The organism is Scytonema sp. NUACC21 (assembly GCF_054684315.1).
The window spans coordinates 56,654-79,422 of the sequence record NZ_BAAFZH010000080.1 but is presented as its reverse complement, the minus strand read 5'-3'; the positions used below and the strand labels follow the sequence as shown (position 1 = coordinate 79,422).

The following is a 22,769-nucleotide window of genomic DNA, read 5'->3' as shown; positions in this document are numbered from 1 at the left end:
CGTTACCGACGGCGACTCGTAGTTATTAAATTTCGTAAACCCTCTTCCCATCACCCGGTAAAATCAGCAGGGACTTAGGATTTATGAGTTCTCCAACAGTCACTTCCACTTCCCCATCCCAAATCTCTATAGAAAGCACGCGATTGTTAGAACCTTGGTAGTCGAAATATTTACAACGGGAAGCAGTCGGTTTTTTGATTGTTCCTTTGCGAGTCATCCTAGCTGTACCGGAGTCAACACGTCGAAAAGTCTCGCCTGCAAAATTTAACTGCTTTGGTGGTGTTTCGCTAATGTCCAGTTGATTGGTGGGTTCTAGCAGTGCAACCTCCACGAGATCGTCTTCCTCTACAGAAAGCCAGTTAATGCGATCGCCATCTTGTAACATGTACTCAGACCAGGTAAAATCCTTGACATTGTAAGTGAGATGTCCTTCAACAACCCAGTCGGTACCCATATATTGCACGATATCGCCAATTTGTAAATTAAATACCGTGCGATGTAGGGATGGTAGTTCCTGACGGTGACTACCAGTAAATATTTTTCCTTGTTGTTGAAGTACGAACAACACAACACCTACGGTTCCAATAAGAATAATTCCAAACCAAATCAATATCACGATAAACCTCTTTTAACTTAGGAGTTAGGAGTTAGGAGTTAGTAGTTAGTGGATAGTAGTTAGTAGAAAAATTGACAACTAACCACCAACTAGCAACTACCAACTACCAACCACCAACTACCAACCACCAACCACTAACCATTAACCTTCTTAATACGACACCCAACGAGAGTCCAATTGATAACGGACAATTACGGGGTGAGAAAGACGGTTGGGTTCCACACCTCCAAGTTGCACATCTTTTGGCAGTTCAAATAAGTGGTGCAAAATTTCAGGAGAGAGGAAACGTGTAGACACGGGAAGTTGCAATTTATCTGGTTCAAATGAATTACGCGAAGCCATAACAAAACCCCAAGGACCAAAGCTGGGGACGTCTACCACGTAGGGATGTACTGGTAACCCAGTTTGAGCTAGGGTGACAGCAACACAACCGATAACTTTGGGGGCAAAAAACGGGCTAGATGCTTGGGTAACTAACACACCAGTGTCTGCAAGCCGTCCTAACAAACGCCGATAAAAACCATCAGAATACAGTTTGGCAAGAGTTTCTTGGTCTGGGTCGGGAAAGTCAGCAATAATGACATCAAAGGTTTCATCCAAGGCTGGGGCTTTTGTAAAAGCATCGGCGTTGATGACTTCAACACGGGGGTCAGTCAAAGCCTTGTTATTAACCTGTACAAGTTGCGGATGACGACTAGCTAGCTTCACCACTGTTGGATCGAGTTCAATCAGCACCACGTGCTCGACCTCTCGCCACTTTAACACTTCCCGTACTGCCATACCATCTCCAGCCCCCAACACAAGTACCCGTTTCCTGTTGGGAGTTGCACTCATTGCTGGATGTACGAGTGCTTCGTGATAGCGATATTCATCTAGTGTAGAAAATTGCAAATCACCGTTGAGGAACAACCGCACGTCTTGTCCCTGTCTTGTCAGAACTATACGTTGATATGGTGTTTGAACACGCTTAATAATTGGTGCTTTATATAAGTTATTTTCTAGGTTGTTACTAATAGGCACGGCAATTGGTGCCAAGGTACAAAGCAGGACACCAACCATTAGCCCCAGGTAACCCCAGCGCCGCAGTTGGGGAAAAGTCCGCCCAATGGCGAAGACCATAAAAGCGGGAAATGCGCCGAGGATAAAAGCTGTGGGAAACATTCCCAACCAGGGTAACAGAAGGACTGGAAAAAGGAGCGAACCTATAAGTGCTCCTAGATAGTCTAGTGCTAAAACTCCAGCTAAGGCTTCACGTACTCCTTCTGATAGTTCTACAAGTCGTGTCAAGATAGGGACTTCCAGCCCTGATAGGAGCCCTAAGAGAATAGTAACTAGAACCAATCCCAACCAGATGGAACCATCAAGCACGAATAGGGCAAATAACCCTAAAGGTAACAGGGCTGTTAGAGGTGCGATCGCTAATTCTACCTGTACAAAAGCCAGTAGTAACTGATTTTGAAGAAAGCGACCTTCAACTTTAGCTGCAACAAATCGGCTGAGGTAAGAACCTGCACCCATCGCAGCCAGAAAGCCACCCACAGCGATACCGTAAGCAAGGGCTTGATTACCTACCAAGTAACTGGCAAGAGTTCCTAACAAAAGTTCTACAGCTAGCCCAGAAGCAGAGGATATTGCAGCCGCTGCTAGCAGTAATCTATGTTGTTTGTTGTTAAAAAAACTACTATTATCTTGAGTACTTTCCGCACCTGCAGAGAAATGAGTTCTTCCTATGTCTTGTTCCATGTACAGTTGACCGTTTGTTAATTGTGATGATTGGTCTTGAAGGAAATATTTTTACTTTCCATTACCAGGACCCCCACCTTGAAAATCACCATAATAACTCCGAGTTGTAGAAGTGTATATCCAAATTCCCCGATTGTCGTAAGAACCAGATAATTGAGTTCCATAGCGGGGTAAATAATTTTCCTGTTTTTCTTCCCGCAGCACAAAAGCTGACTTTTGAGTGTAGCTATCCGCGATCGCCATTAGAGCAAGTGCTACTGCTATTCCCGCAAAAATTTTTGCAAACATAAGTCTCCTAAGATTTGGAATTTTGAACCGCAAATGGATGAGGATGCCAGCCTGTTCTAATTGTTAGCTGGTCACTGATTGCTAATACGTATCGCATCGACAGGTAATAAAGTACGAGCACCATCGCGAACAATCAATGATGTCCTATCTACTGGTGCATCTGGCAAAACTTCTACGTGAAAACCGTAAGAAGCCCGCTGTTCGAGGATGAAAAACTTTTCTAAGTTTCCTCTAACCTTTTTAATTCTGCCGTTCTCTTTTGTAAAGACAAGTTGTACGGGAAAAGAACCAGCATAGACCTGTTCGCCATAGGCATCATTGATAGACAAGAAAACTTCTAATTCATCTGGCGATGTTTCATCAGATTCTATATCTAGGTTGAGCCGCACGAGGCGATTGGGACCACCAATCGTTTCACGACCATTTGGATCGCTATCGCTAACTTTTTTAGAAATTGCCTTTTTGCCAATGCGGCGAGTGGCAAACAATGCCATGACAGAGAAGAAAGTAGAAAAAATGACCCCTGACCAAAGAGGGCGTGTATCGATGACTCCATTTTCTACAGTCATTGTAAAGGGCACAGCCTCACCAAGTTCTTTGCCGTTAGTCTCTCCATATCCCAATACTGCCAGGGCAATGGTCACTTCTTCGTTCTTCTTGGCGCGAACATCTAGACCGGCGACTAAATCGTCCTCAGACCAAGTACCTGTTTCCCCTTCTTCAGACCAACTGCCAGATTCTTTCCAAGCTTCTTTCAGCCCGGAAGCCAAAACCTTACCTTGTTTGTCTAAAAGCTGAATCTCGTAAGTCACCCACCTGTTATCGGGTATTATTGCACTCACATCAATTCGCAAAGCACCAAACACTTGAGGTGACAATTGTAGTGATTTGACTTTAAAAGGCTCTTCTTCCTTAACTGCTACATCTTTATGAATAAGGGTTTTCTTGAAACCCGGAGCAGCCATCAACGAGAAAAACACCAGTACAGAAGCACCAAGAGCAGCATAAGCCCAAGGATTGAGAAAGCGTCCTGTACGTTGAGTATCAACAGTCACTGACATAAGGGTTTTGATAGTAACTTCCACAACTTGATGCCATATTAACCTCACTCCAACAGTTAGCAAGGTCAATCAAGCCTTGGAAACGAGCTAGATAAGGAATTTGAGGCGTTTTACCTTCTTCTGAAATGTATGCTATTTCAGCAAATACAAGCTACAGATGAATCCCCTGAATTTTCCCAATTTAAGTCTTAATTGTTACAAAATTTAATATCAAGTATAATTACTGAAGTTGAATGCGTGAAAATACTAAGGTGGCTGCTCTATAAGTTGACAATGCATCTATGGAAAGGCTACTGTGCTAATCTAGTATGGACTTTCATATTCAAGATTTCCAAGAGTTAACGCTAATTGTAAAGGAGTTAATTCCTCATATCCAGGTTGCTCTAAATTAACACCTTTGATGATTGTATTTTGAAGTTTTTCAAGGTCGCTATTTTTAATTGCTGAAAATAGGGTTTCATCAAATTCTTACAACATTAAACTCTACACCTTTCTGCTAGACTATTGACAACTTCATAAATTTGTAGATAGCTAATTATGAGTAATTTTAACTGGTATTCTTTCCTTAAAGAGGAGAGTCGAAAAGCAATTTTCAACTACGAATATGGGGAAATATATTGGACAGGAGTAGACTTTTCTGACTCAGCACTGGAATCAGAATGGTTGGGTTTTCCAGGAGCATCAGAAGAACAAATTACTGCTGCTGAAGCTCGCTTAAGTATAAAATTACCACTATCTTATCGAGAGTTCTTAAAGGTTACAAATGGCTGGTCTGGGTATCCAGGGGTTTTACAGTTACGTAGAACTGAAGAAATTGAGTGGTTTTGTACTGAAAATCAGGACTGGATTGACATATGGATAGCAAGCCATAAAAATTTATCACCCATCTCTGATGAACAATATTTGATATACGGAAAAAACTTAGAACAAGATATGCGTATGGAGTACCTACAAACAGCTCTACAAATTAGCGATAAGTTGGATGGTGAAGTTATTGTGCTTAACCCTAAGGTTAAGCACAATAGTGAATGGGAGGCTTGGTTGTTTAGTAATAATATTCCTGGTGCTAGACGATACCGTTCTTTTTGGGAAATGCTCACAATACGTGGAATGAGTGGGATACCTTAATTAATACATATGGGTCATGCAAATGTTTGATAACCCATTTTGAACATGAATTGTGTAGATGAATTGTACTTGCTTATCAAGCTGTTACGGATTACCTACTTGTTGCCATGAGCCATTTCGCCTAAAGTATCCTGATTGTCTCATTATGAATGGGGAGCCTATCACACCAAATCGACCAAAGAGCCGATTGCCGCGCCAAGGCGAGTTTGGTCCAAGATTAACGTTTGGATCATTGTAAAAGGCTGGATCGGTAATTCTTTGAGTCCCGCAATGAGGACAAATGTACGATGCGTGCCAAACAAGTTGTTTGTTGAAGACAAATTGATTAACGCATACTTTTACTTCTTTGCCGCAATTTCCACTACATTCGTAGATGAATGCCATACTTTAATCCCTCCAACCTCTCATCTTCTCGTACCAAGAAATAACCTCGTAAAACTTTTCCCCCTCAATATACTTGGTGGAATGATGAGGTGACGGTATTTCTTTTGCCCACCAACGATGGTGAAGTTCTTCATGAATAATTGCATTCCAAGCTCCGGAAGAAAGATACCGTAAGGAGTCACGGTGGTTTTTGGGTGAAAATCGTGGTCATCAGTTTCCGTCGGTACTCGATTTCTACCACCACGGTCAAATGAGCCAATGTTCACACGGGCTTTTGCATCCAGACTTAAGCGTAAAATACTTGGATCATCGGAAGCTTCTTGATTAACTATAGCTAACTGCTCAAAGATTGCGTCCGTTTCGGGAATTTTTTTTGAGGCTGAAATGAGCGCAACTCGCTCTTTGCTTATACCCCAAATCGTTCAGTTTTATACGAATTGTTTCTGAAGTTGGTAACTCTTCATCACTATAACCAAATTTCTCAATTAATAGCTTTCTTACTTCGCTAGCGCTTAAACGGGTGTATAGCCTTTGACTTTTAAAACTTGGGTCAGTTTGACTTTGTGAATCCACTAATTTTTGATATTTTCTAAGAGATTTGGTAGGCTTTCTTCTGCCTTAAAACGTCCTCTTTCTGAATAATTATCTACGCAATTAATTCCACTAATTAATTCTTTAATTCCTTTCCGGATAGTATTTCTATCCCATCCTAATTCTTTTTGAGCTAGTAGTTGCCCTCCGTAGCCTAAAGATATTACAGTTTGTGCTTGGAAACGCCGTCTAGCTGCACCTTTCAATTGAGTTGCTGTTTCTTTCAGTAAATTCTTCAGTGAGTCAGTTAATTCAATCGTCACTCAAAGACCCTCAAAAACTTAAGTTATACATAATTAAATTTACTACAAAAGGGGAGTCAGGGCTGCGTCAGCAGCCCGTTCTTCTCTGGTTAGAGGATCGGCAGAACAGGGATCGCAATTGCTCATATCCCAAGCATACTCAAGAAAAGCGACTTTTTTATCTTCTCGGGTGTATGTGGTTTGAAACATGGACTTATAGAAGTTACCGAAATCTTGTTTGACAAACAGGGGAATGTTTGCGTCTGAAGGGATTTTTACCGTGCGGTAATTGGTCAGTTCGGCTTGTCCTTTTGGTGATAATATATAGACAATTAAATCTTGCTCTGTCGTTGCATTAATCATGCCCAAACGAATTGGCAGCATAAATTTGGGCGATTGATAAGAGATTTGCAACGGACGCAGGAATTGATAACCAGTTTCCTCAAATTTATCTAGATTGACTTTCGCAACAAAAAACTTCATTTTTTGTCGTATGTAAGGCTGAAGTAATTGTTTTGCCCCTCTAGGGATTTTGTAGCCGTTACGATTGAGCCAAGTTTCTAATCCGCCGGATTCTTTGGCGCTGAGAATAACAATGTCGTACTCACCCACATTGAAACGAGCTTCAACAGTCACACCCAAACTTTCACTACGTTCTCTCCTAGATCCACCAGCACTTCTTGCTGCAGGTGCAGATGGTAAATTCATAACGCTTTCTGGGTAATTTCGGGCGCAAGGGTCAGAGTCAAAATACTCTACTAAACGCGGTGCGCTAAAAGCATCCAAACGTTCGAGAGTTTTGGGAATTGCCACCCGAACTTGGTCTTTTTGTACAACTGTAGGCACGGGTACGACAACTGCAAAATCTTTGACCTCCCCTTGGTAGTCGTTTGCCATTGTCAAAACGGTACGATCGCCACTGCGAGCGATCGCCACTTGGGAAGCCTTATTATACAGTTTTGCATCCGCTTTGGCAACATAAAATCCACAAAAAGCCCATGCAGGAGACACAAAGCAAACCGCAGCTACAACTGCAAGTAATAATGAAATGAGGCATCGATAGAGTTTCATGGAAGTAGTTGGTGGTTGGTGGTTAGTGGGGAAGAGGTACTAACTGTTTTTGGAGTTAACCAAGAAAAACGTGGTGCAGACCAAAAGATATCTATCAAGACAGTTAATGGTGCAAGGACAAACAGCGCCCAGAAAACTGCTGTGGAAATATAAAAATAATTCCGCAAAACAAAAGACAAGATGGCAATGCATACAGCCCAAACGATACGCCCGATTCGGGCATTGGGAATCGAGCGGGGATCGGTCACCATAAACAGGGCAAACAGCAGCAACGACCCACTCATCAGCCGATGCCACAAAACATCCCAAGTCCAACCCAGCCAGACATTGCGAATAGCTTCTAACCCCACATAAGCACCCAAAAAAGCTGCTGTGGTGTCCCAGCGACCAACTCGCTTGAGAATCATGCCTCCAGTTCCAGCAAATAGCAGCCCGTACCACCAGTCCTCACCCCATTGTCCGGGGGAAACCCAAGCGTCAGGCGTGAGTACTAAGGCAGAAATGATGCCAAAGTTGGCAGGATTAAAGAAATGCTTATCGCCAATTTTAAAGACAAATTTGCTAGCGATCGCACTCGCTGCAGCCAAAGCCATTGTCGTCCAGTGGTCAACCCTCAGCAGCAAGCTGAGACCGAGTGAGGTAATGAGGGCACTGCGGAGGTTTATCAAGTGTTCTTTGCCCTTAACACTTGACAAATGATTGATGACTAGTGACAAAAGCCATTGTGTTGTTACACTAGTAGCAATTGCTACTATAATTGACTCAATTTGTAATGTCCAGTCTCTTGTCCCTATTCCCAAAGCGAGAAACAAGGTGAGAAAAAGAATTTGATAGTCGCGTATATCTTTGAACAGCATTACCCGCTAGTACCGGGATTTCTCTTAGATGGTTATTCTAGATATAGACGAGAAAAGACCAAGATAGTGCCGTTGTTACAATTACGATATTATTAAATTTAATTGTCAATTAGTTATAATACTAATTAGTTATTAAGCAAGTATTGTGCTGACTATTAAATTTCCCCATGCCAAAAACTAAGCCACCCAAGACCGATCCAGCTGTTCTCGTGGCGGTTGCTGACTACTTCAAAGTTTTATCAGAGGTGAGCAGGTTACAGATTTTGACCTGTCTCAAGTCAGGACCAATGAATGTGATGGAAATTGCTGAGGCTACTAGCTTAGGGCAGGCAAATCTATCCAAGCATCTGAAAGTGTTAACTCAGGCAGGGGTTTTATCTCGTCAGCCCAAGGGCACTAGTGCCTATTACGAGATCGCCGACCCCATGATTTTTGACCTCTGTGAGTTAGTGTGCGATCGCATTAGCGAGCGCGTACAACAGCAGGCTGAACGTTTAAAAGTTCTTCGGAGCAAAACAGCAGTTTTTTGAACAGGTCAATTTTATAAGGAAGCAGGCTGAAAACCCTTGAGGGCTGTGGTTCGGAGCACGGCGAGAGCCACAGACGTGCTTCAGACAAGGGATGAAAGCCAGCGAGAGTCCTTTAGGAGTCAGTGACACTTGCTTTTTGTGGTTCCGGTAAGCTGTCAATTAACGCTTCAATAATTTGAGTCATAGTCTTATCAGATTCGACGGCATATAACCTTAACTTGTTTAAACGTCTGTCAGATAAACGTATTCTAATTGAATTGTTTTTCATTGGTATCACTATTGTTACTACATTCATGTTAACATAGATTCAGTAAGGAGGTGATAACGCAGTGCTGGTATTAGAGTACAAAGTAAAGGGCAAGCGACAGCAGTACTCAGCTATTGATGAGGCTATTCGTACTACTCAGTTCATCCGCAACAAAGCTATTCGCTATTGGATGGATGCTGCGAGGGAAGTAAATATCAATAAAGTTGCATTGAACAATTACTCTACAGCACTGCGTCAAGAATTCAAGTTTGTAGAAGAGTTAAATTCAATGGCTTGTCAGTCAGCAACTGAACGAGCATGGGCAGCAATTTCTAGATTCTACGAGAATTGCAAAAAGAAAAAACCAGGTAAAAAAGGATATCCAAAGTTTCAGAAAGATAACCGTTGGGTTGAATATAAAACCAGCGGTTGGTCATTGCATCCAACAAAAAGACGTATTACCTTTACCGACAACAAAGGTATTGGAGAACTCAAATTGTTGGGGAAATGGGATATTCACACCTATTCTGTTAAGTCCATCAAACGAGTCAGAATTGTTAAGCGTGCTGATGGATTCTACGTCCAATTCTGCTTGGATATAAATGTTAAGCCTGAAACTAGAATTGGGGATGGTGAGATTGGTCTAGATGTTGGTTTAGAGTATTTCTATTCCGATTCAAATGGGTATCATGAACCAAATCCTAAGTTTTTCAGGAAAGCTGAAAAATCAATCAAACACGCTCAACGCCAAATTTACAAAAAGGAAAAAGGTAAAAACCAACGACGGTTAGCGCGAGCCAGATCTGCTCGGAAACATTTAAGAGTAAATAGGCAACGGAATGAACACGCTCCCGAGAATTGCGCGGAACGTATGCAAGCTTAACAGCTTAGTCGCCTATGAAGATTTGAATGTGAAAGGCATGGGAAAAAATCATTGTCTAGCCAAGTCTATCAACGATGTGGCTTGGAGTCTATTTCGCCGTTGGTTGGAATATTTCGCTGCAAAGTTCATCACTACGGTTGTTGCTGTCAATCCGAAAATGACATCTCAAAAATGTTCGGATTGCGGTGCAATTGTGCAAAAATCTTTGTCAACGCGCACTCATAAATGTAGTTGTGGCTGTGAGTTGCAAAGAGACACTAATGCAGCAATAAATATTCTAAATCTTGCACGACAGACTAGGGATGGGCAGTCCCAAAGTAACGCTACAGGAGTCGGAACCTCTACTCTACTTGGTGAGAGCCTGGTAGAGCAAGTTTTGACGAGGAATGTAGAATCCCTGACCCTTTAGGGCAGGGAGTGTCAAAAACAGTTCTATGGTGAGTCATGGTGAAGTCAGTTAACCGAATTACTCGGTTTCACTACGAATTACTTCGTTTTGCCTACTTCTCTGAGGATGCTGGAAAACTAATTGTTTCGTGATACCCCGGCTAATGTGGTTTTTCACCACAAGCCAATAGCCAAAGCCCCATTATTAGAGGATCGTTAGCACCTAAGAACTTCTCGCAAGCAGCAATAAAATTTTGCCGTTCCAGTTCCGTTACAAAACCAGCTTTAATGTGACTTGAAAGCAAATCTGAGTCTAACTGCGCCAGAAATGGTTTAATACCTATCTCATCACTATGGAAAACAACTGCTTCTAAGTCAAGTTTCGTAAAACCTGCTTCTCGTAAAATACGCCACAGTTGACGACCTATGCATGCGTTACCACCTTGGCTAGCTCGTAATTGACTGTCTTTTTCTAACAAAGATGGAAGTTCTGGAATTTTTGGATATGCAGCCCACTGTATGTCTGCATCCTCGTCAATAATAACCAGCTTGCCCCCAGGCTTGAGGAGGTTTAAGATTTTTCTCGCTGCACCGATTGGATCGGGTAGATGTTGAAACAACAAGCGTGCGATCGCAAAATCAAAGCTGTTATTCGGTAACTCCATGTCCATGACTGAGGCTTCGACTGAGCGCAGGCGTTCTCTAAATTGATCCTGCATTAATTGCCTAGATTTCCGTACCAATAGTGGGTCAATTTCGACTGTGGTTACAGTAATATTCGGTAACCAAGTCAAAAGTTGTTGTGTAAAAAAGCCAGGTCCACTTCCCAATTCAAGGACAGACATACCGTCACACAACCCGAACCGTTCGAGAGTTACCGCTTCCTTTTGCCAACTTATAAGAACTTGAGCTTGTAAACGCTCGATTTCACTATTTAAATCACGATGTATAGTGCTTGCGTTGTACGATCCCGGAATTGTTTTCATTTGTTACTCTCCAGCTATTGCAAAAAATTGGCTATTGTCAAGTTAAGTTCTGTATACTGTAAGTTTGCAGGAAAATATCCTAAATATTTTCGTGCAGAAACGTTGTAGTAAAAGGGCAGCAAAGTGCTTCTAAATGCAAGCTTTTTAAAGGATTGCCCTAGATAACACGGTTAGAAGCTGTTCACTAATAAACTTAAAAGTTACGCTGCAGGAAACTCTGATTCCCAGATTTGAGATGCATTAGACTTTTCAGAAAATAAGCTTGAATTCCTTGTATTATCTACTTTGAAATCTAATTTCTGCATTTGTTTGTTAACTTCGCTGCTTTCAAATTCCTTACTTAAGATATCCATCAACTCAGGCTCGATATCATTTAAAACTTCTAACAAGGCTTGAAAGCCACATTTTGTCAGAAGAATGTTGATAGAATCCCATCTCAAAAAATCTTGTTTCATAAGAGTTATAACCGTCGGAAATTTTGGTTTTTTTATTGCTTGTTTTTTCCAGAATTGTTAAGAGCGTTCAAACAAGTTTTGGTTGTCGATTTTTTCCGCGACAATTAATAATTAGAATTTATCTATTGTTTTTTGCTCTAATGGTTTCAAAACATTATGCAGTTCTTCCTCTGATATGTAATCCTCATGAGGTGGTCTAAAGCAAAGCAATGCGGTTTCGTAACAAGCAGTGGCGATTTGAGTACGCTCCTCAGGCGTAAGCCCCCCTATCATCTCTACCGCCTCTTCCACGTGCTTCACATCATCACCAACACTACTGTGAGTTTTTAGAAAGCGATTTGCACGAGTATTTGATGGCATTACAGCCTCTACCGCCTGAATATACTCCTTTCCTCTGCATATTGCTAGACGTTCCATTGTATAAGCATAGCCAACACAACCAATTGGATCTGCTTTTCGCACACTATGAGTGCAATAATTTACTAAAGATACTGCAGCCGGAGGAACAAGTGCGTTTACAACAGCCTCAGCATCATATCCCATTAGCTGAATATCAAGCAGGGCAAGTTTGTCATGACCTCGTTCCTCTCTTGCTTTCTGTGTAGCCCACTGAGCCAGATTCCAACGTTTAGCTTCAGCAAAGATCTGAGCTGCTTCTTCTATCAATCGCGGATGGTAGTGAGCTAGATGGTAAGAACCTGCTAGTCGCCATACCCATCTTGCGCGGGTTAAGACAGGTGGTTTGCGGTGCGATTTTATAGTACTCCAGGCATATGCTATGGCTCCATCCAACAACTTTTGAGTTTTAGTTGTGCTGTTAGCGTCAACCTTTTTTCTAGGAGAAACAGTGCTGCTTTTCACAGAATTAAATCGACTCGCCCTAGAGTGTTTGGCTGTTTTCATCGCTACTTCATCAGACACAAAACGCATCGATTCAATATCAGTTGCCGATTGCAAGTTGCGTTCCACAGGTATAATATCTAACTGTCGATTTGAATTGACATCCCCAGTAAAAGAGTAGGTCAAAAGTGACTCAGATGGTAAGGTAACGAAAGACTCAGTTGCCTCTTCAAGATAGTCAAATTGTTTCATCGCATCTACTTTTGTGGTCTGGGATTGAGTGCTCATAGTAAGCAAATTAGTTCTATGTAGGTTAACAAACAGCTTTACTTATGTGGAGATTGTAGGATTTCCCAACAAATCTCCTCACTGTTAAATGCCAGATAAAGGACAGAAAGAATCTTTGATGCTACAATATACAAAATGTAAACATCAATAAAAGTTAAGGAACCGATCTCCAGTTTCAGTTATGACTTATGTCATAACAATGGATAAAACCTTTCTAAAATAAGGGCTTGGTTTTTTGCTGAACCAGCTTATCAAGACCTTATGTAGTTCAGTGTGCTATTAAAGAAAAACTTTGACAAGAAAAGATAATAAAGTTACCAAAGAAAGGCGGAGATAAAAGGCAATATTGTAAGTTCTAATACAAAACAAGTCCTCTATCCATTGGCCCAAACAGTTCAACAGCCCTCCAGGCAAGGCATGAGGCATATTGTAGGGTGCAGAGGAAAAGAAAAAGTTTTTAGCTATTCCCGCAAGGAGACCCGTAGGGGGAGTGTACGACCGCAGGCGCTTCAAGTCGGGGAACCCGCCCAACGCGCTGCCCGACTGAATACGGGGTAAAAACGAAACACCCTTGGCAAGGTGGAATTGTGGTGACATTGCAGCACATTTAGTGACACTAGGCATCGTACTGGAGTTTAGGTTTTCCCAATCCCAAAAATGGTCAGCATTCGAGACTAACTTTAGAAGAAGCAATTACCCAATATAACTAGGACTTACGCATTGACAGAAGATTAACTATGTGCATTTAACCCTATCTGTTGTTGCAAGTGTTCTAAAATAAAGTCACGAGCTACTTGAAGGGATAAATTTCTCTGAATTTCGTACCAGTTTTCAACTAACTCTTCGGCACGCATCAGTTCTAGTTGAGTAAAAGCTCGTATTGCAGTGAACTACCTACACTCCAGCAAGCTGTGAGTGTAGGCTTCTAGTATTCCTAAGAACTACTAGAACTTCCTTCGAGGTACTATTGGTAGTAGAGTCACCTACTACTGGATTCCCTTTACGGCGTTTTATTGTTGGGAACAGTCCCAGCCCAACACGCTTGAGATTGATAGCGGCATTCACGTCGCGATCAACCCAAAGCAATTCAAATTCATCCCAATACTCACGAATATCGCAATCTGTGAAGATAAATTCGTCACGGTACGCGAGTAATTGAGATGTGTATGCAGGTTTTACTGCTATTGTCCACACCCGGTGCTTTTGAAGCTATGTATTCTAGGATTTTGAAAAACTGTCCAAAAGCAGCATCTAACCAGGATTTATTTAACCCGGACTTAGCCGATTGACCATTAGGAAGATATTTACCGTCAGAGTCAAGTTTAGCTTTGTTCCGTTTAGACAAAGCTAAAAGATTTAAGTCTTCATGAATAAAAACTTTTTTATTTGTCCGAACTACTGCATGAGCCGTCTTAAATGCATGGTCAATCCTAGCCCTGGCTATACGTTGATGCTCTCGTGCTTCCCGGAGTGCTAGCTTACGTCTTGCCTTACTACCTTTTTTCTGAGCAGATTTACGCTTAGATACTTTAGCCAATCGTTTTTCAGACTTTCGGAATGATTTTAACGAGGGCAGCTTGGTATTCTCTGAAGTTGCCAAATAATCGTCTTCATGCAAAACTGCATCCAATCCCAAAGTCTTATCCCAAGTGGGCGTTATCGCATCGGCAGTAAAAACAGGTACATTCGGATCTTCTAGGCAAATCGTGATGTACCAGCCATCTGCTTTTTTGGTTAATAAAGCATTTTTCAGCTGCATTCCATTAGGCAAAGGTCGATGTAAGCGTACCTTTATCCAACCATCAAGCTTTGAAATTGACAAGAACAACCAATTGTTTTCAATTCGTTCAATCGTTATGGCTTGTCCCTCAATCCTCATGGTACGATATCGTGCCGCATTTTTAAAACGTGGTTTCCCGCTACGACGACCATTGCAGTCTCCTTGAATAAAACGAGAAAAAGCTTTATCTACTCGCTTGGAGACATCTTGCAATGTTTGCGAGGGAACGCGAGAAAAATCTATTAACTCTCCAGAATGACCTACTTTGAACAAATCTTCTTTAAGAGTAGGAAGTTGTTTCTTTTGAGAAAATAAATCTGGTTTATCTCGTAGTTGAGGCAATGGACAGCTGATTATTGAACAAGCGTCAATGCGACTCCGGTTATTCTCCCACCAATTAAATCTATCCCCTAGTTGCTTGTTGTACCAGTACCTACAAGTTCTCAACCATTCATTTAACTCAAGTTTTTGATTTGTATTTGGGTCAACTCGATACTGATAGTTAAGCAACATTTTTCCTCACCTCCTCTGTTCCACCTATGCTAGCATTTTTGTGACAACATTGGGTTAACAAATATGAAAACAACTAGATTAAATGTTCGGATGTCAGAGAGGAGATTAAATAAACTGCGATTGTATGCAGCTTCCAAAGATAAAACAGTCACCCAAATAGTTGAAGACTGGGTTGACCGTCTCCCTAATATAGAAGTTGGCAATCAGGTCACTGCCCTCACTCCCGCGTTGATCGACGGTCAACATAGGTCGGAGGACGTGACCTGATTGCCCCAAAATTCATCCCACACTGCCACGAAGTGGTCAGATGTGGGGCTTCTTTCGGATTTAGCTAAATTTATTTATGGGGATTCCCGAATGCCCTCTGCCCTCGATCGGGGCTGCCTTCTTAAGAAAACCAGTCTCCAAGCTGGATTTATCCCCTTTTCCTGCACCCTCTTGACAAATGTCCCTTAGAGAATGGTACAGGGTTATTGAGAAAAACTTTAAATGGTACCATTGTATTGTCAAGCTGTACCATTTAAGGTACCAACTGTACCATTTTGCTGATGTACTATACCAAAAATCCTCATGAAAAACGAAAAGAGTTTGAGAGAAAAATTTTTTAAAGCTTTCCATATTATGGCTTAAAAAAAAATAAATATTATTCGTCATGTGGTACACGCCTGTACCAAAGGTAGCGCAGTAATGTCTCGAAATATACTGGTAATTGAAAGGTGGAGAGGGAAAAAGTTGCCATAAGAGTTGCAATAAGCTATAAAATTTCTCAAGAATCTCAAGAATCAGTTGCAATAAAGAGCCATGCTGTACCAAATTCTGTACCAATAGAAACTTTCTGACCAATTAAGCTAAATTCCTGATAATTCCATAGGTTTTGTCAAAGAACGCTGTTGCCGTACCCGTGCTTCCATGTCGTGACTTAGCAACCAGGAGTTCTAGGATTCCTTGCAAATCCGTGTCGGGATTGTAGTACTCATCCCGGTAAGCGAGTATTATATTATCTGCCACCATCTCTAAAATTCCCGACTGGCTGAGGTCACTAATCATGGGGCGCTTGTTTTGCCTATTTTCCGGTGCTCTTGAGATTTGAGAAAGTGCTAGCACTGGAACATCCAATTCCCCTGCCATTTTGTAAAGACCCCTGGCTACATCTCCTAGTTCGTAACTGCGGTTACCTCCAGTGTCTTCTGCCATCATCTGGAGATAATCAACTACGACTAACCCCAGTTTTTCTTCTTTTGCCTTAACCTGTCGGCATTCGGAAGCAATCTGTGAAACTGTAATTCCTCTTGAATCATTTATGTAGAGCGGTAAATTTGCGGCTATGCGACTAATTTTGGCAATGCTAGCAAACTCCAACTCAGTTAACGGACAATCAAGAGAACGATGTCTGCGGATGCGATCGCATGGAAGGGGTACTAGATTTAAATGTTTGTAGGCAGTTGTAACGCTCATTAAACTCCACAGCCTGTATTCCAACTGCTTTTTTGTCATTTCCAATGAGAAGACAACAACAGGTAGGTTGTGGAGCAGTATCATCTGGAGAGCTAAGAATGAGGAGATAAAGCTTTTACCCATTGAAGGTCTGCCAGCAAGTATGGTAAGAGTTCCGGATTCAAACCCAACTATTAACTTATCCAACTTATGAATTCCCGTTCGATAGATAGGGCTAATGGACTCTATCTCCGAGTAAGCAGCGACGGTAATTGTGCTGTTGTGTTCTGTTTTTGAGTCAAACTTTTGGTTGGCAAGCCGAAATACCTTCTGCTCTGAGATGTTGAGGATCGAATCTAAATCAACGCTCGTTTCATACCCAAGCTGCACAATTTCACTGCCTGCTTTAATCACCTGACGCCGCAGGTATTTGTCCATTACCAGTTCTGCTAAGGCATCGATGTTCACAGCTGAAACTGTACGGTCTACAAGAGTCGCTAGTTTGTTTCTGCCGCCAACTTGCTTTATTAAGTCATGATCGGTGAGCCAGTTGACAACTGACAGCAAATCTGTTGGTTTGCCCTGATTGTACAACCGCAGCATAGCTTGATAGATAACTTTGTGAGCGCTGATGTAGAAAGCATCGGTAATTAAGCGATCGCATACTCTGGCAAGTGCCTCCGGATCGAGCAAAATGCCACCTAGGATTGCTTCTTCAGCTTCTATGCTTTGGGGAGGTAATTTATCAATCATATCCTACCTCCTGTTTCACTCCAACAGCATCTGGTGATTGTTGCCAAGCTTTTTCTGCTTGCTGCCGTTGCTGCTCGATTTCTTGTTGAAACTTTTTCATTTGGCTGTCATAGCTGGTTTTGGACTCCTTGGTTTGGATTTTTTGTTTAGCTAAGAATTTTTCATAATAAACTTCCCAACGGTTCTTCCCCGCTTTGGTCTTGTGTGCCAGCCATGCTTCAATGTCGTTTACTGATTGGCTGAGGTTTGAGGCAGCTTCCTTGCAGAACTTCAAAAAATTCGCTCGCTCGCTTTCTGAGAGAGAGTCTAAGAATTCTAAATAATATATATTGATCTTAGAAGCGCTGAAATCCTCTTCCTGCAAGGGTTCTGAGCAGCGATCGTTTCCTATAGGAAACTGTTGTTTCCTATAGGAAACTGTTGTTTCCTCTAGGAAACCGTCGTTTCCTATAGGAAACTGTTGTTTACTATAGGAAACACCATTTCCTTCTGGAAACTCCAAAACATTTGTTTTACTGGGCTTCAGCCGGATTTTGACTTTTACCAGCTCGGCATCAATAAGTTTCATTTGGTCTAAAACTTTAATGGCTTTTGAAACTGCACCCTTAGAAAGTCCTAATTCTGAAGCCATTTGGGTAACACTATAATCAAGTTCGCGATTACCAAAAGGGTCCAACGATCTTACGTAGTAAAGGACCTTGATTTCAGCACCAGTCAAGTCCTTCACAGTCTCAATCCATTCGGTGTAAGTAAGGGGGTAAAAAAGAGGTGACTTATTATTCTTCGTTTGGGACATCATTACACCTCTTTAAAAGTCACGGTAACATTGAATTCAGAGCAGGTAGCTTGAGCTAGTGCCAGTTTTGTCAAATCTGATTTTCCACACAGATGGATTCGCTTGCTGTGTTTTAGGATGAAAGCCGATGGTTTTAGTTTCCGCAAGGCTTTGAGCCATTCCTCATGCTGAAGAAGGTAAAACCCCTCTTGAATTCTGGAATTGTTCTGGGTCATAATTTACTTAGTAACTACAATCTTCCGTCCCTATCCTGCCAGATAGGGGCTAATCCTCTAACGTATTGGCTTTTAGCCGTTCTTTAGTGGCTACCTAAGACCCACTAAAGTTGCATCTTCAAAAGAGTCTTTGTGTAAGCCTGTAACACCTGATGTTTTGCCCTACTTCCTTATAGCTGATGTTATGTGTTCAGTAAGCATTGGCTTAGTATGGAAAGAGGAGATCCCTTGCTAATATTGAATTAGTCATATTTCCAAAACTCCTTGCTTAAGTTCTCTATAAATATCGCATACTATAACAACTAACTCATCCTATAATTTGGCTTGGCAATGCAAAATTTTGTAACAGAGGAAACTCCTCTTTACCATGCCAGAACTGTGCTTGCTGCATATCATCCACTAGAGGCTGTTTACCTTGGTTTAACTGCCTGCGATAAGCCGGAGGTTTAACGGCTGAAGCCTTATCGCCTAAGTATTCCAACCCTGATTCGTTGTATCTTTTTACCAATGCTTATATCCATGTTTTGCTGTAGCCCGTTATTTCCTCTACATATAGCCGTTTTTTTCCCTTGTGCTACTAACCAATAATCTGATACTGACGGCTTTCTATGCCATTTTTAGCTTGACGATAACGTTTTTCTAGCTCTTCAATACTTAAATGTTTAGCTACACTAATTCGTTTCGGCATGACTCATCCTTGCGCTTTCTGCTTTTATCGTAAGCTATTATCCGGACATGATATCAGTTATTGACTATGCAAAGACAAATTCTAGCAACAGGTTTTTTCCTGTTGTATTTCATGTTTCCGTGCAAACTTGCAGCATAAAATAAAGAGAATTGTTATTAGTCCTCTTTATATTCAACTGCCCCTAAATCTTTCAAAGCATTTTTTTCAGCTTCAGTTAAACCAATCACCCTACTAATATTCATGCCTTCGTAGGGTCTAGAGCTTTTCAGAGTTGTCAAGCACTCACCTGTCTTTACATCCCAAAGCTTTATCGTTTCATCTTCACTGCTACTAGCTAAAGTTTGACCGTTGGGACTAAAAGCTACTGACCAGACTAACTTGGAATGTCCCAACAAAGTTCTTACACAGCTAGCTGTACTAATATCCCAAAGTTTTACCGTCTGGTCACCACTACCACTTGCCAGCGTGCTAGCATCTCGAAAGAAAAGTGAGTATACGGAACTGGTATGTCCCTGCAAGGTTTCACGGCACTGACCTGTACTGACATCCCAAAGTTTCACAGTTTGGTCAGTGCTACCACTTGCTAGTATGCGACCATCAGGACTGAAAGCTAGCGACCAGATCCTGTCAGTATGACCGTACAGAGTCTTAAGGCAATGACCGGTACTGCTATCCCATAACCTTATTGTTTTGTCATGACAGCCGCTAGCAAGCATATGACCATCTGGACTAAAAGCAACTACCCATACCCAATGCGTATGACCCTGTAAAATACTCAAACACTGACTTGTTTTGACATCCCACAGCCTTACTGTTTGGTCTTGACATCCACTAGCCAGTATCTTACCATTTGGGCTGAAAGCAACTGATGTGAGCCGATTAGTATGTCCCCGTAAAGTTTTGAGGCAGAGACCTGTTGTGGCATCCCACAGTTTCACTGTTTGGTCTTCACTAGCACTAGCAAGCATCTGACCATCTGGGCTAAAGGACACTGATGTAACTCGATTATTATGTCCCTGCAAAGTTTTGATGCAGACACCTGTTATGGCATCCCACAGTTTCACCTTTTGGTCATTACTACCAGTAGCAAGAACAAAACCATTGGGGTTGAAGATGACCGACCATATCCCATTACAATAACCCTGCAAAGTCTTGAGCCATCCACTGGTACTAACACCCCAAAGGATTACTGTTTGATCCTCACTACCACTAGCTAGCATCTTTCCGTCTGGACTAAAGGCAACTGATGGCACCCTGCTACTATGTCCTTTAAGAGTGGTAAGGCAGAGACCAGTTCTAGTATCCCAAAGTTTCACCGTTTGATCGTCGCTGCTAGTTGCCAGTTTCTGACCATCGGGACTGAAGGCAATTGAATTGACGCAGTCATGATGACCATGCAGAATTTGAAGGCATTGACTGCGGCTGACATCCCATAACTTCACAGTTTGGTTATAACAACCACTAGCCAAAACAGTACCATCTGGGCTAAAGGCAACTGACCGATTTCCAGTGTCACTCTCCAAAGTTGCAAAGCATTCACCACTAGTAGTATCCCATAGCCTTATCGTTTGGTCATCACTGCCACTGGCTACCACACTGCTTTGAGGACTGAAGGCGACTGATGTGACCCGATTACTATGTCCTCGCAGAGTTTTGAAGCATTCTCCAATTCTCATATCCCACAGTTTCACTGTCTGATCCTCACTGCTAGTTGCAAGTAGATCCCCATCGGGACTGAAGGCAACTGACCATATACCACCGCTATGACCCTTTAAGGTTGCGAGGCATTGCCCACTGCTAGCATCCCACAGTTTCACTGTTTGGTCATCACTGCCACTGGCAAGAACTTGACCATCAGGACTAAAGGTAACCGGCCAGACAAAACCCGTGTGTCCCCTGCAGGTAAGCAGTTGTTTTCCATCCGCAACCTGATATAGGCGAATCTCATTATTAGTATCTCCCGTAGCCAGGAGTTTTCCACTAGGGCTAAATGCTACAGAATGAATACCGCCGAGAGTTTCAGCAAAAACAGACTTAGCTAGATTGGCGTTTTGAAAACTGACATTATGTAATTTCACATTCCGCAAGTCTGCCTGCCAAACATTTAGATGAGAAAAATCATAGCCAGTTAAATCCGTTTCCAGATGACAAAGCAGATTAAGGATGTTTCCTATCGTATAACTTTGTTCTAGCGGAGATGTTTCCCGCACAATTGCTGGAATTTGAGTTAGTCGATTTTCAACGAGTTTTTTGCTTTTAAAAACATTAAGTAACCCATCTATAACTGGTTTAAGAATAAGACGAATTTGAATTTCCCTCACGTAGTCTTTTGCCGTTGCCTTCATGAGAGCATGACATTTAAATAGATCGAGATTGAGCGTGACAAGCTCCTCGCAAACTCGCTCTATCAATCGCTGAGTAACATACTCCATCACTACAGATTGTAATGTGAATACCGATTCGCTTCTCTCGATTAGCGATCGCCTTACCAATGACTCCAAACATTCCAGTAATCTGTTTGCTGGTATTGGTGATACAATGTCTTCTTTCAAATCCGAGCGGGAAACTGGTTCGCGATTAATCGCCAGCCAGTACATTATGTCCTTTTCTAAATCTGACAAACGTGAAAATTGCTGTTCTAAAAGGTCGTGAATGCCACCAAAAACAGTTGTTTCCTCTTTTAAAAATTCAGTCAGACTACCATCAAAGACATCTTGAATAGCTGTAGCAACTACCTTCAAAGCTAAAGCGTTCCCTGCATAACGCTCTACCATTTTTCTAAATTCTGATTCAGAACCCGAAATTCCCTTGAGTTTCAAAATTTCCTGTCCGTCTACCGAACTCAGACCACCCAATTGGAATGAACGTACACATAACGTTTGTCCTTCTAGTGATGCTACATCTTGAGGTTTTTCTCGGCTTGTCAACACCAAGCAGCTTTGGTGAATTGTGTCTCCCACCCTTTTGAGCAGATCCCCGTATCCCTCATAGCCTTCCCGATAAAGCCCCGCTCGAGTACCTCCACGCAGAATCGACTCTATATTATCCAGTATCAGCAGACACCGTGAGGCTCGCAGATAATCAATCAGCCGCGTCACTCTGTCGCCTGCTTTTTCTGGTAAAGAAGCTTCTGTTTCTTGCTCGTCGGACAAAAACTGGATTAGGTTAGCCAGAATCGCTTCAACGGGCGGGGCTTCTCGCAGCGATCGCCATATGATATATTCAAAATTATTTTTAATCTGCTGTGCGAGCTTTACGGACAGAGCAGTTTTACCGATTCCCCCCATTCCCAAAACTGCCACTAACTTACACTGCTCATCAACGAGCAAATGCTCTAATTTGGCTATTTCTTCTGTACGTCCGTAAAAAACTGATACATTAGCTGCTTCTCCCCAATCCTCGCGCTGACATTGGGTTGAGTTTGTATAGTCATCTTTCTCCAACTCTAAATTAAAAGCTTGGAAAAAAAGCTCAAGTGTACGTTTGTCAACTCCGTCTTCACGAGACAGCACCTTGGAGATTGTAGCAGTATTGATTCCGATGCGTCCCCCTAAATCCTCCAGCGTGTATCTGTTTCCATAATTTTCATTCATTTCCGAAGCCAGCTTAGCCGACTGAAGTTTTTGCAACCCTTCTGGAGTCAGAATAATACCGCGTTTTCGTTTGTTCTTTGAAAGTTTCATTCAAACACCACCTTATATAGCACTATATATAACTTGTTAGCAGCTACTACAGCCTGAGGTATTCTAAAGGGCAATATTTGTGAGCAGCAAACTGTATTTGCTACTTGCTCGTTACCAATCTTGCGGACAAATGACCTAAAAATAGTATACTATTCCACACCAGATAGTATCACAGAAAAGCCTTAAAGACGCAAGTACTTATAATCTTTAGAAATTCTTAATAAGCCTGAAATCCATAAAATTTACCTCAATATCCATGAGTATCAGGTAAATACTGGTTGTCAGGGCATTCACTCTTTACAAACCGCTG

At 41.9% G+C, this 22,769-nt stretch carries 18 protein-coding genes and 5 pseudogenes; 4 read left to right on the top strand and 19 right to left on the bottom strand.

Features of this window, described 5'->3' with window-relative positions; all coding sequences use genetic code 11:
- Positions 1–25 precede the first annotated feature (25 nt).
- The 4 genes from ACYRY3_RS18070 to ACYRY3_RS18055 all read right to left on the bottom strand — a co-directional run bounded on the left by ACYRY3_RS18070 (position 26) and on the right by ACYRY3_RS18055 (position 3,708).
- The gene (locus tag ACYRY3_RS18070) at positions 26–616 is read right to left on the bottom strand and encodes a DUF4178 domain-containing protein (RefSeq protein ID WP_460202992.1); all 591 of its coding nucleotides are present in this window, start codon (positions 614–616) and stop codon (positions 26–28) included.
- Between the two features lie 150 nt (positions 617–766).
- Positions 767–2,359 (bottom strand): polyamine aminopropyltransferase, encoded by a 1,593-nt coding sequence (locus ACYRY3_RS18065; RefSeq protein ID WP_460202991.1) that lies wholly within the window; start codon positions 2,357–2,359, stop codon positions 767–769.
- Positions 2,360–2,410: 51 nt separating this feature from the next.
- Positions 2,411–2,647, bottom strand: a complete 237-nt coding sequence (locus tag ACYRY3_RS18060) for a hypothetical protein (protein ID WP_460202990.1) — start codon at positions 2,645–2,647, stop codon at positions 2,411–2,413.
- A gap of 71 nt (positions 2,648–2,718) precedes the next feature.
- The gene (locus ACYRY3_RS18055) at positions 2,719–3,708 is read right to left on the bottom strand and encodes a hypothetical protein (protein WP_460202989.1); all 990 of its coding nucleotides are present in this window, start codon (positions 3,706–3,708) and stop codon (positions 2,719–2,721) included.
- 537 nt (positions 3,709–4,245) lie between these two features.
- Here ACYRY3_RS18055 and ACYRY3_RS18050 point away from each other — a divergent pair.
- Positions 4,246–4,836, top strand: a complete 591-nt coding sequence (locus tag ACYRY3_RS18050; RefSeq protein WP_460202988.1) for an SMI1/KNR4 family protein — start codon at positions 4,246–4,248, stop codon at positions 4,834–4,836.
- Positions 4,837–5,223: 387 nt separating this feature from the next.
- Here ACYRY3_RS18050 and ACYRY3_RS18045 read toward each other — a convergent pair whose 3' ends face one another.
- The 4 genes and pseudogenes from ACYRY3_RS18045 to ACYRY3_RS18030 form a co-directional block, all read right to left on the bottom strand.
- Entirely contained in the window at positions 5,224–5,319 is a 96-nt protein-coding gene (locus ACYRY3_RS18045; protein WP_460203032.1) for a hypothetical protein, read from the bottom strand.
- 32 nt (positions 5,320–5,351) lie between these two features.
- Positions 5,352–6,068: pseudogene (locus ACYRY3_RS18040) on the bottom strand (ISAzo13-like element transposase-related protein); the annotation flags it as partial.
- Between the two features lie 84 nt (positions 6,069–6,152).
- Positions 6,153–7,124: pseudogene (locus ACYRY3_RS18035) on the bottom strand (DUF2330 domain-containing protein); the annotation flags it as partial.
- On the bottom strand, positions 7,121–7,981 hold the full coding sequence (locus ACYRY3_RS18030; RefSeq protein WP_460202987.1) for an RnfABCDGE type electron transport complex subunit D: 861 nt from the start codon (positions 7,979–7,981) through the stop codon (positions 7,121–7,123). The gene ACYRY3_RS18030 and the pseudogene ACYRY3_RS18035, both read right to left, overlap by 4 nt.
- 167 nt (positions 7,982–8,148) lie before the next feature.
- Between ACYRY3_RS18030 and ACYRY3_RS18025 the strand changes: the two genes are divergently transcribed.
- Together ACYRY3_RS18025 and ACYRY3_RS18020 are read left to right on the top strand one after the other, a co-directional pair.
- Entirely contained in the window at positions 8,149–8,511 is a 363-nt protein-coding gene (locus tag ACYRY3_RS18025; RefSeq protein ID WP_460202986.1) for an ArsR/SmtB family transcription factor, read from the top strand.
- Between the two features lie 329 nt (positions 8,512–8,840).
- Positions 8,841–10,050: pseudogene (locus ACYRY3_RS18020) on the top strand (RNA-guided endonuclease InsQ/TnpB family protein).
- Positions 10,051–10,189: 139 nt separating this feature from the next.
- On the opposite strand, the gene ACYRY3_RS18015 reads toward ACYRY3_RS18020, so the two are convergent.
- The 6 genes and pseudogenes from ACYRY3_RS18015 to ACYRY3_RS17990 all read right to left on the bottom strand — a co-directional run bounded on the left by ACYRY3_RS18015 (position 10,190) and on the right by ACYRY3_RS17990 (position 14,890).
- Entirely contained in the window at positions 10,190–11,014 is an 825-nt protein-coding gene (locus ACYRY3_RS18015; RefSeq protein ID WP_460202985.1) for a class I SAM-dependent methyltransferase, read from the bottom strand.
- Between the two features lie 200 nt (positions 11,015–11,214).
- Positions 11,215–11,469: a hypothetical protein gene (locus ACYRY3_RS18010; RefSeq protein WP_460202984.1), complete on the bottom strand. Its 255-nt coding sequence runs from the start codon at positions 11,467–11,469 to the stop codon at positions 11,215–11,217.
- Between the two features lie 111 nt (positions 11,470–11,580).
- On the bottom strand, positions 11,581–12,597 hold the full coding sequence (locus tag ACYRY3_RS18005; protein ID WP_460202983.1) for an iron-containing redox enzyme family protein: 1,017 nt from the start codon (positions 12,595–12,597) through the stop codon (positions 11,581–11,583).
- A 279-nt stretch (positions 12,598–12,876) separates the two neighbouring features.
- Positions 12,877–13,194 (bottom strand): hypothetical protein, encoded by a 318-nt coding sequence (locus ACYRY3_RS18000; RefSeq protein ID WP_460202982.1) that lies wholly within the window; start codon positions 13,192–13,194, stop codon positions 12,877–12,879.
- Between the two features lie 134 nt (positions 13,195–13,328).
- Positions 13,329–13,487: pseudogene (locus ACYRY3_RS17995) on the bottom strand (IS701 family transposase); the annotation flags it as partial.
- Between the two features lie 248 nt (positions 13,488–13,735).
- Positions 13,736–14,890, bottom strand: a complete 1,155-nt coding sequence (locus tag ACYRY3_RS17990) for an RNA-guided endonuclease InsQ/TnpB family protein (RefSeq protein WP_460202981.1) — start codon at positions 14,888–14,890, stop codon at positions 13,736–13,738.
- 63 nt (positions 14,891–14,953) lie between these two features.
- Between ACYRY3_RS17990 and ACYRY3_RS17985 the strand changes: the two genes are divergently transcribed.
- Positions 14,954–15,157, top strand: coding sequence for a hypothetical protein (locus ACYRY3_RS17985; RefSeq protein WP_460202980.1), 204 nt, complete (start codon positions 14,954–14,956; stop codon positions 15,155–15,157).
- A 576-nt stretch (positions 15,158–15,733) separates the two neighbouring features.
- On the opposite strand, the gene dnaB is transcribed toward ACYRY3_RS17985, so the two are convergent.
- The 5 genes and pseudogenes from dnaB to ACYRY3_RS17960 all read right to left on the bottom strand — a co-directional run bounded on the left by dnaB (position 15,734) and on the right by ACYRY3_RS17960 (position 22,459).
- Positions 15,734–17,077 (bottom strand): replicative DNA helicase, encoded by a 1,344-nt coding sequence (gene dnaB / locus ACYRY3_RS17980; RefSeq protein ID WP_460202979.1) that lies wholly within the window; start codon positions 17,075–17,077, stop codon positions 15,734–15,736.
- The gene (locus tag ACYRY3_RS17975; protein WP_460202978.1) at positions 17,070–17,708 is read right to left on the bottom strand and encodes a hypothetical protein; all 639 of its coding nucleotides are present in this window, start codon (positions 17,706–17,708) and stop codon (positions 17,070–17,072) included. Before ACYRY3_RS17975 ends, dnaB begins: the two co-directional genes overlap by 8 nt.
- 167 nt (positions 17,709–17,875) lie before the next feature.
- A complete protein-coding gene (locus ACYRY3_RS17970) occupies positions 17,876–18,088 on the bottom strand; it encodes a hypothetical protein (protein ID WP_460202977.1) in 213 nt (70 codons plus the stop codon).
- Between the two features lie 370 nt (positions 18,089–18,458).
- A pseudogene (locus tag ACYRY3_RS17965) lies at positions 18,459–18,776 on the bottom strand (IS630 family transposase); the annotation flags it as partial.
- Between the two features lie 155 nt (positions 18,777–18,931).
- Complete coding sequence (locus ACYRY3_RS17960) at positions 18,932–22,459, bottom strand: WD40 domain-containing protein (protein ID WP_460202976.1); 3,528 nt, start codon at positions 22,457–22,459, stop codon at positions 18,932–18,934.
- Between the last annotated feature and the right edge of the window lie 310 nt (positions 22,460–22,769).

Excerpts from the sequence above, each read along its gene's own strand:
- ACYRY3_RS17990 (WP_460202981.1), bottom strand. The coding sequence starts at position 14,890 with ATGTTGCTTAACTATCAGTATCGAGTTGACCCAAATACAAATCAAAAA.
- ACYRY3_RS17970 (WP_460202977.1), bottom strand. The coding sequence starts at position 18,088 with ATGACCCAGAACAATTCCAGAATTCAAGAGGGGTTTTACCTTCTTCAG.
- ACYRY3_RS18015 (WP_460202985.1), bottom strand. The coding sequence starts at position 11,014 with ATGAAAACAATTCCGGGATCGTACAACGCAAGCACTATACATCGTGAT.
- dnaB (WP_460202979.1), bottom strand. The coding sequence starts at position 17,077 with ATGATTGATAAATTACCTCCCCAAAGCATAGAAGCTGAAGAAGCAATC.
- ACYRY3_RS18050 (WP_460202988.1), top strand. The coding sequence starts at position 4,246 with ATGAGTAATTTTAACTGGTATTCTTTCCTTAAAGAGGAGAGTCGAAAA.
- ACYRY3_RS17985 (WP_460202980.1), top strand. The coding sequence starts at position 14,954 with ATGAAAACAACTAGATTAAATGTTCGGATGTCAGAGAGGAGATTAAAT.
- ACYRY3_RS18025 (WP_460202986.1), top strand. The coding sequence starts at position 8,149 with ATGCCAAAAACTAAGCCACCCAAGACCGATCCAGCTGTTCTCGTGGCG.
- ACYRY3_RS18065 (WP_460202991.1), bottom strand. The coding sequence starts at position 2,359 with ATGGAACAAGACATAGGAAGAACTCATTTCTCTGCAGGTGCGGAAAGT.
- ACYRY3_RS17960 (WP_460202976.1), bottom strand. The coding sequence starts at position 22,459 with ATGAAACTTTCAAAGAACAAACGAAAACGCGGTATTATTCTGACTCCA.
- ACYRY3_RS18060 (WP_460202990.1), bottom strand. The coding sequence starts at position 2,647 with ATGTTTGCAAAAATTTTTGCGGGAATAGCAGTAGCACTTGCTCTAATG.
- ACYRY3_RS18000 (WP_460202982.1), bottom strand. The coding sequence starts at position 13,194 with ATGTCACCACAATTCCACCTTGCCAAGGGTGTTTCGTTTTTACCCCGT.
- ACYRY3_RS18030 (WP_460202987.1), bottom strand. The coding sequence starts at position 7,981 with ATGCTGTTCAAAGATATACGCGACTATCAAATTCTTTTTCTCACCTTG.
- ACYRY3_RS17975 (WP_460202978.1), bottom strand. The coding sequence starts at position 17,708 with ATGGCTTCAGAATTAGGACTTTCTAAGGGTGCAGTTTCAAAAGCCATT.
- ACYRY3_RS18005 (WP_460202983.1), bottom strand. The coding sequence starts at position 12,597 with ATGAGCACTCAATCCCAGACCACAAAAGTAGATGCGATGAAACAATTT.
- ACYRY3_RS18010 (WP_460202984.1), bottom strand. The coding sequence starts at position 11,469 with ATGAAACAAGATTTTTTGAGATGGGATTCTATCAACATTCTTCTGACA.
- ACYRY3_RS18055 (WP_460202989.1), bottom strand. The coding sequence starts at position 3,708 with ATGTCAGTGACTGTTGATACTCAACGTACAGGACGCTTTCTCAATCCT.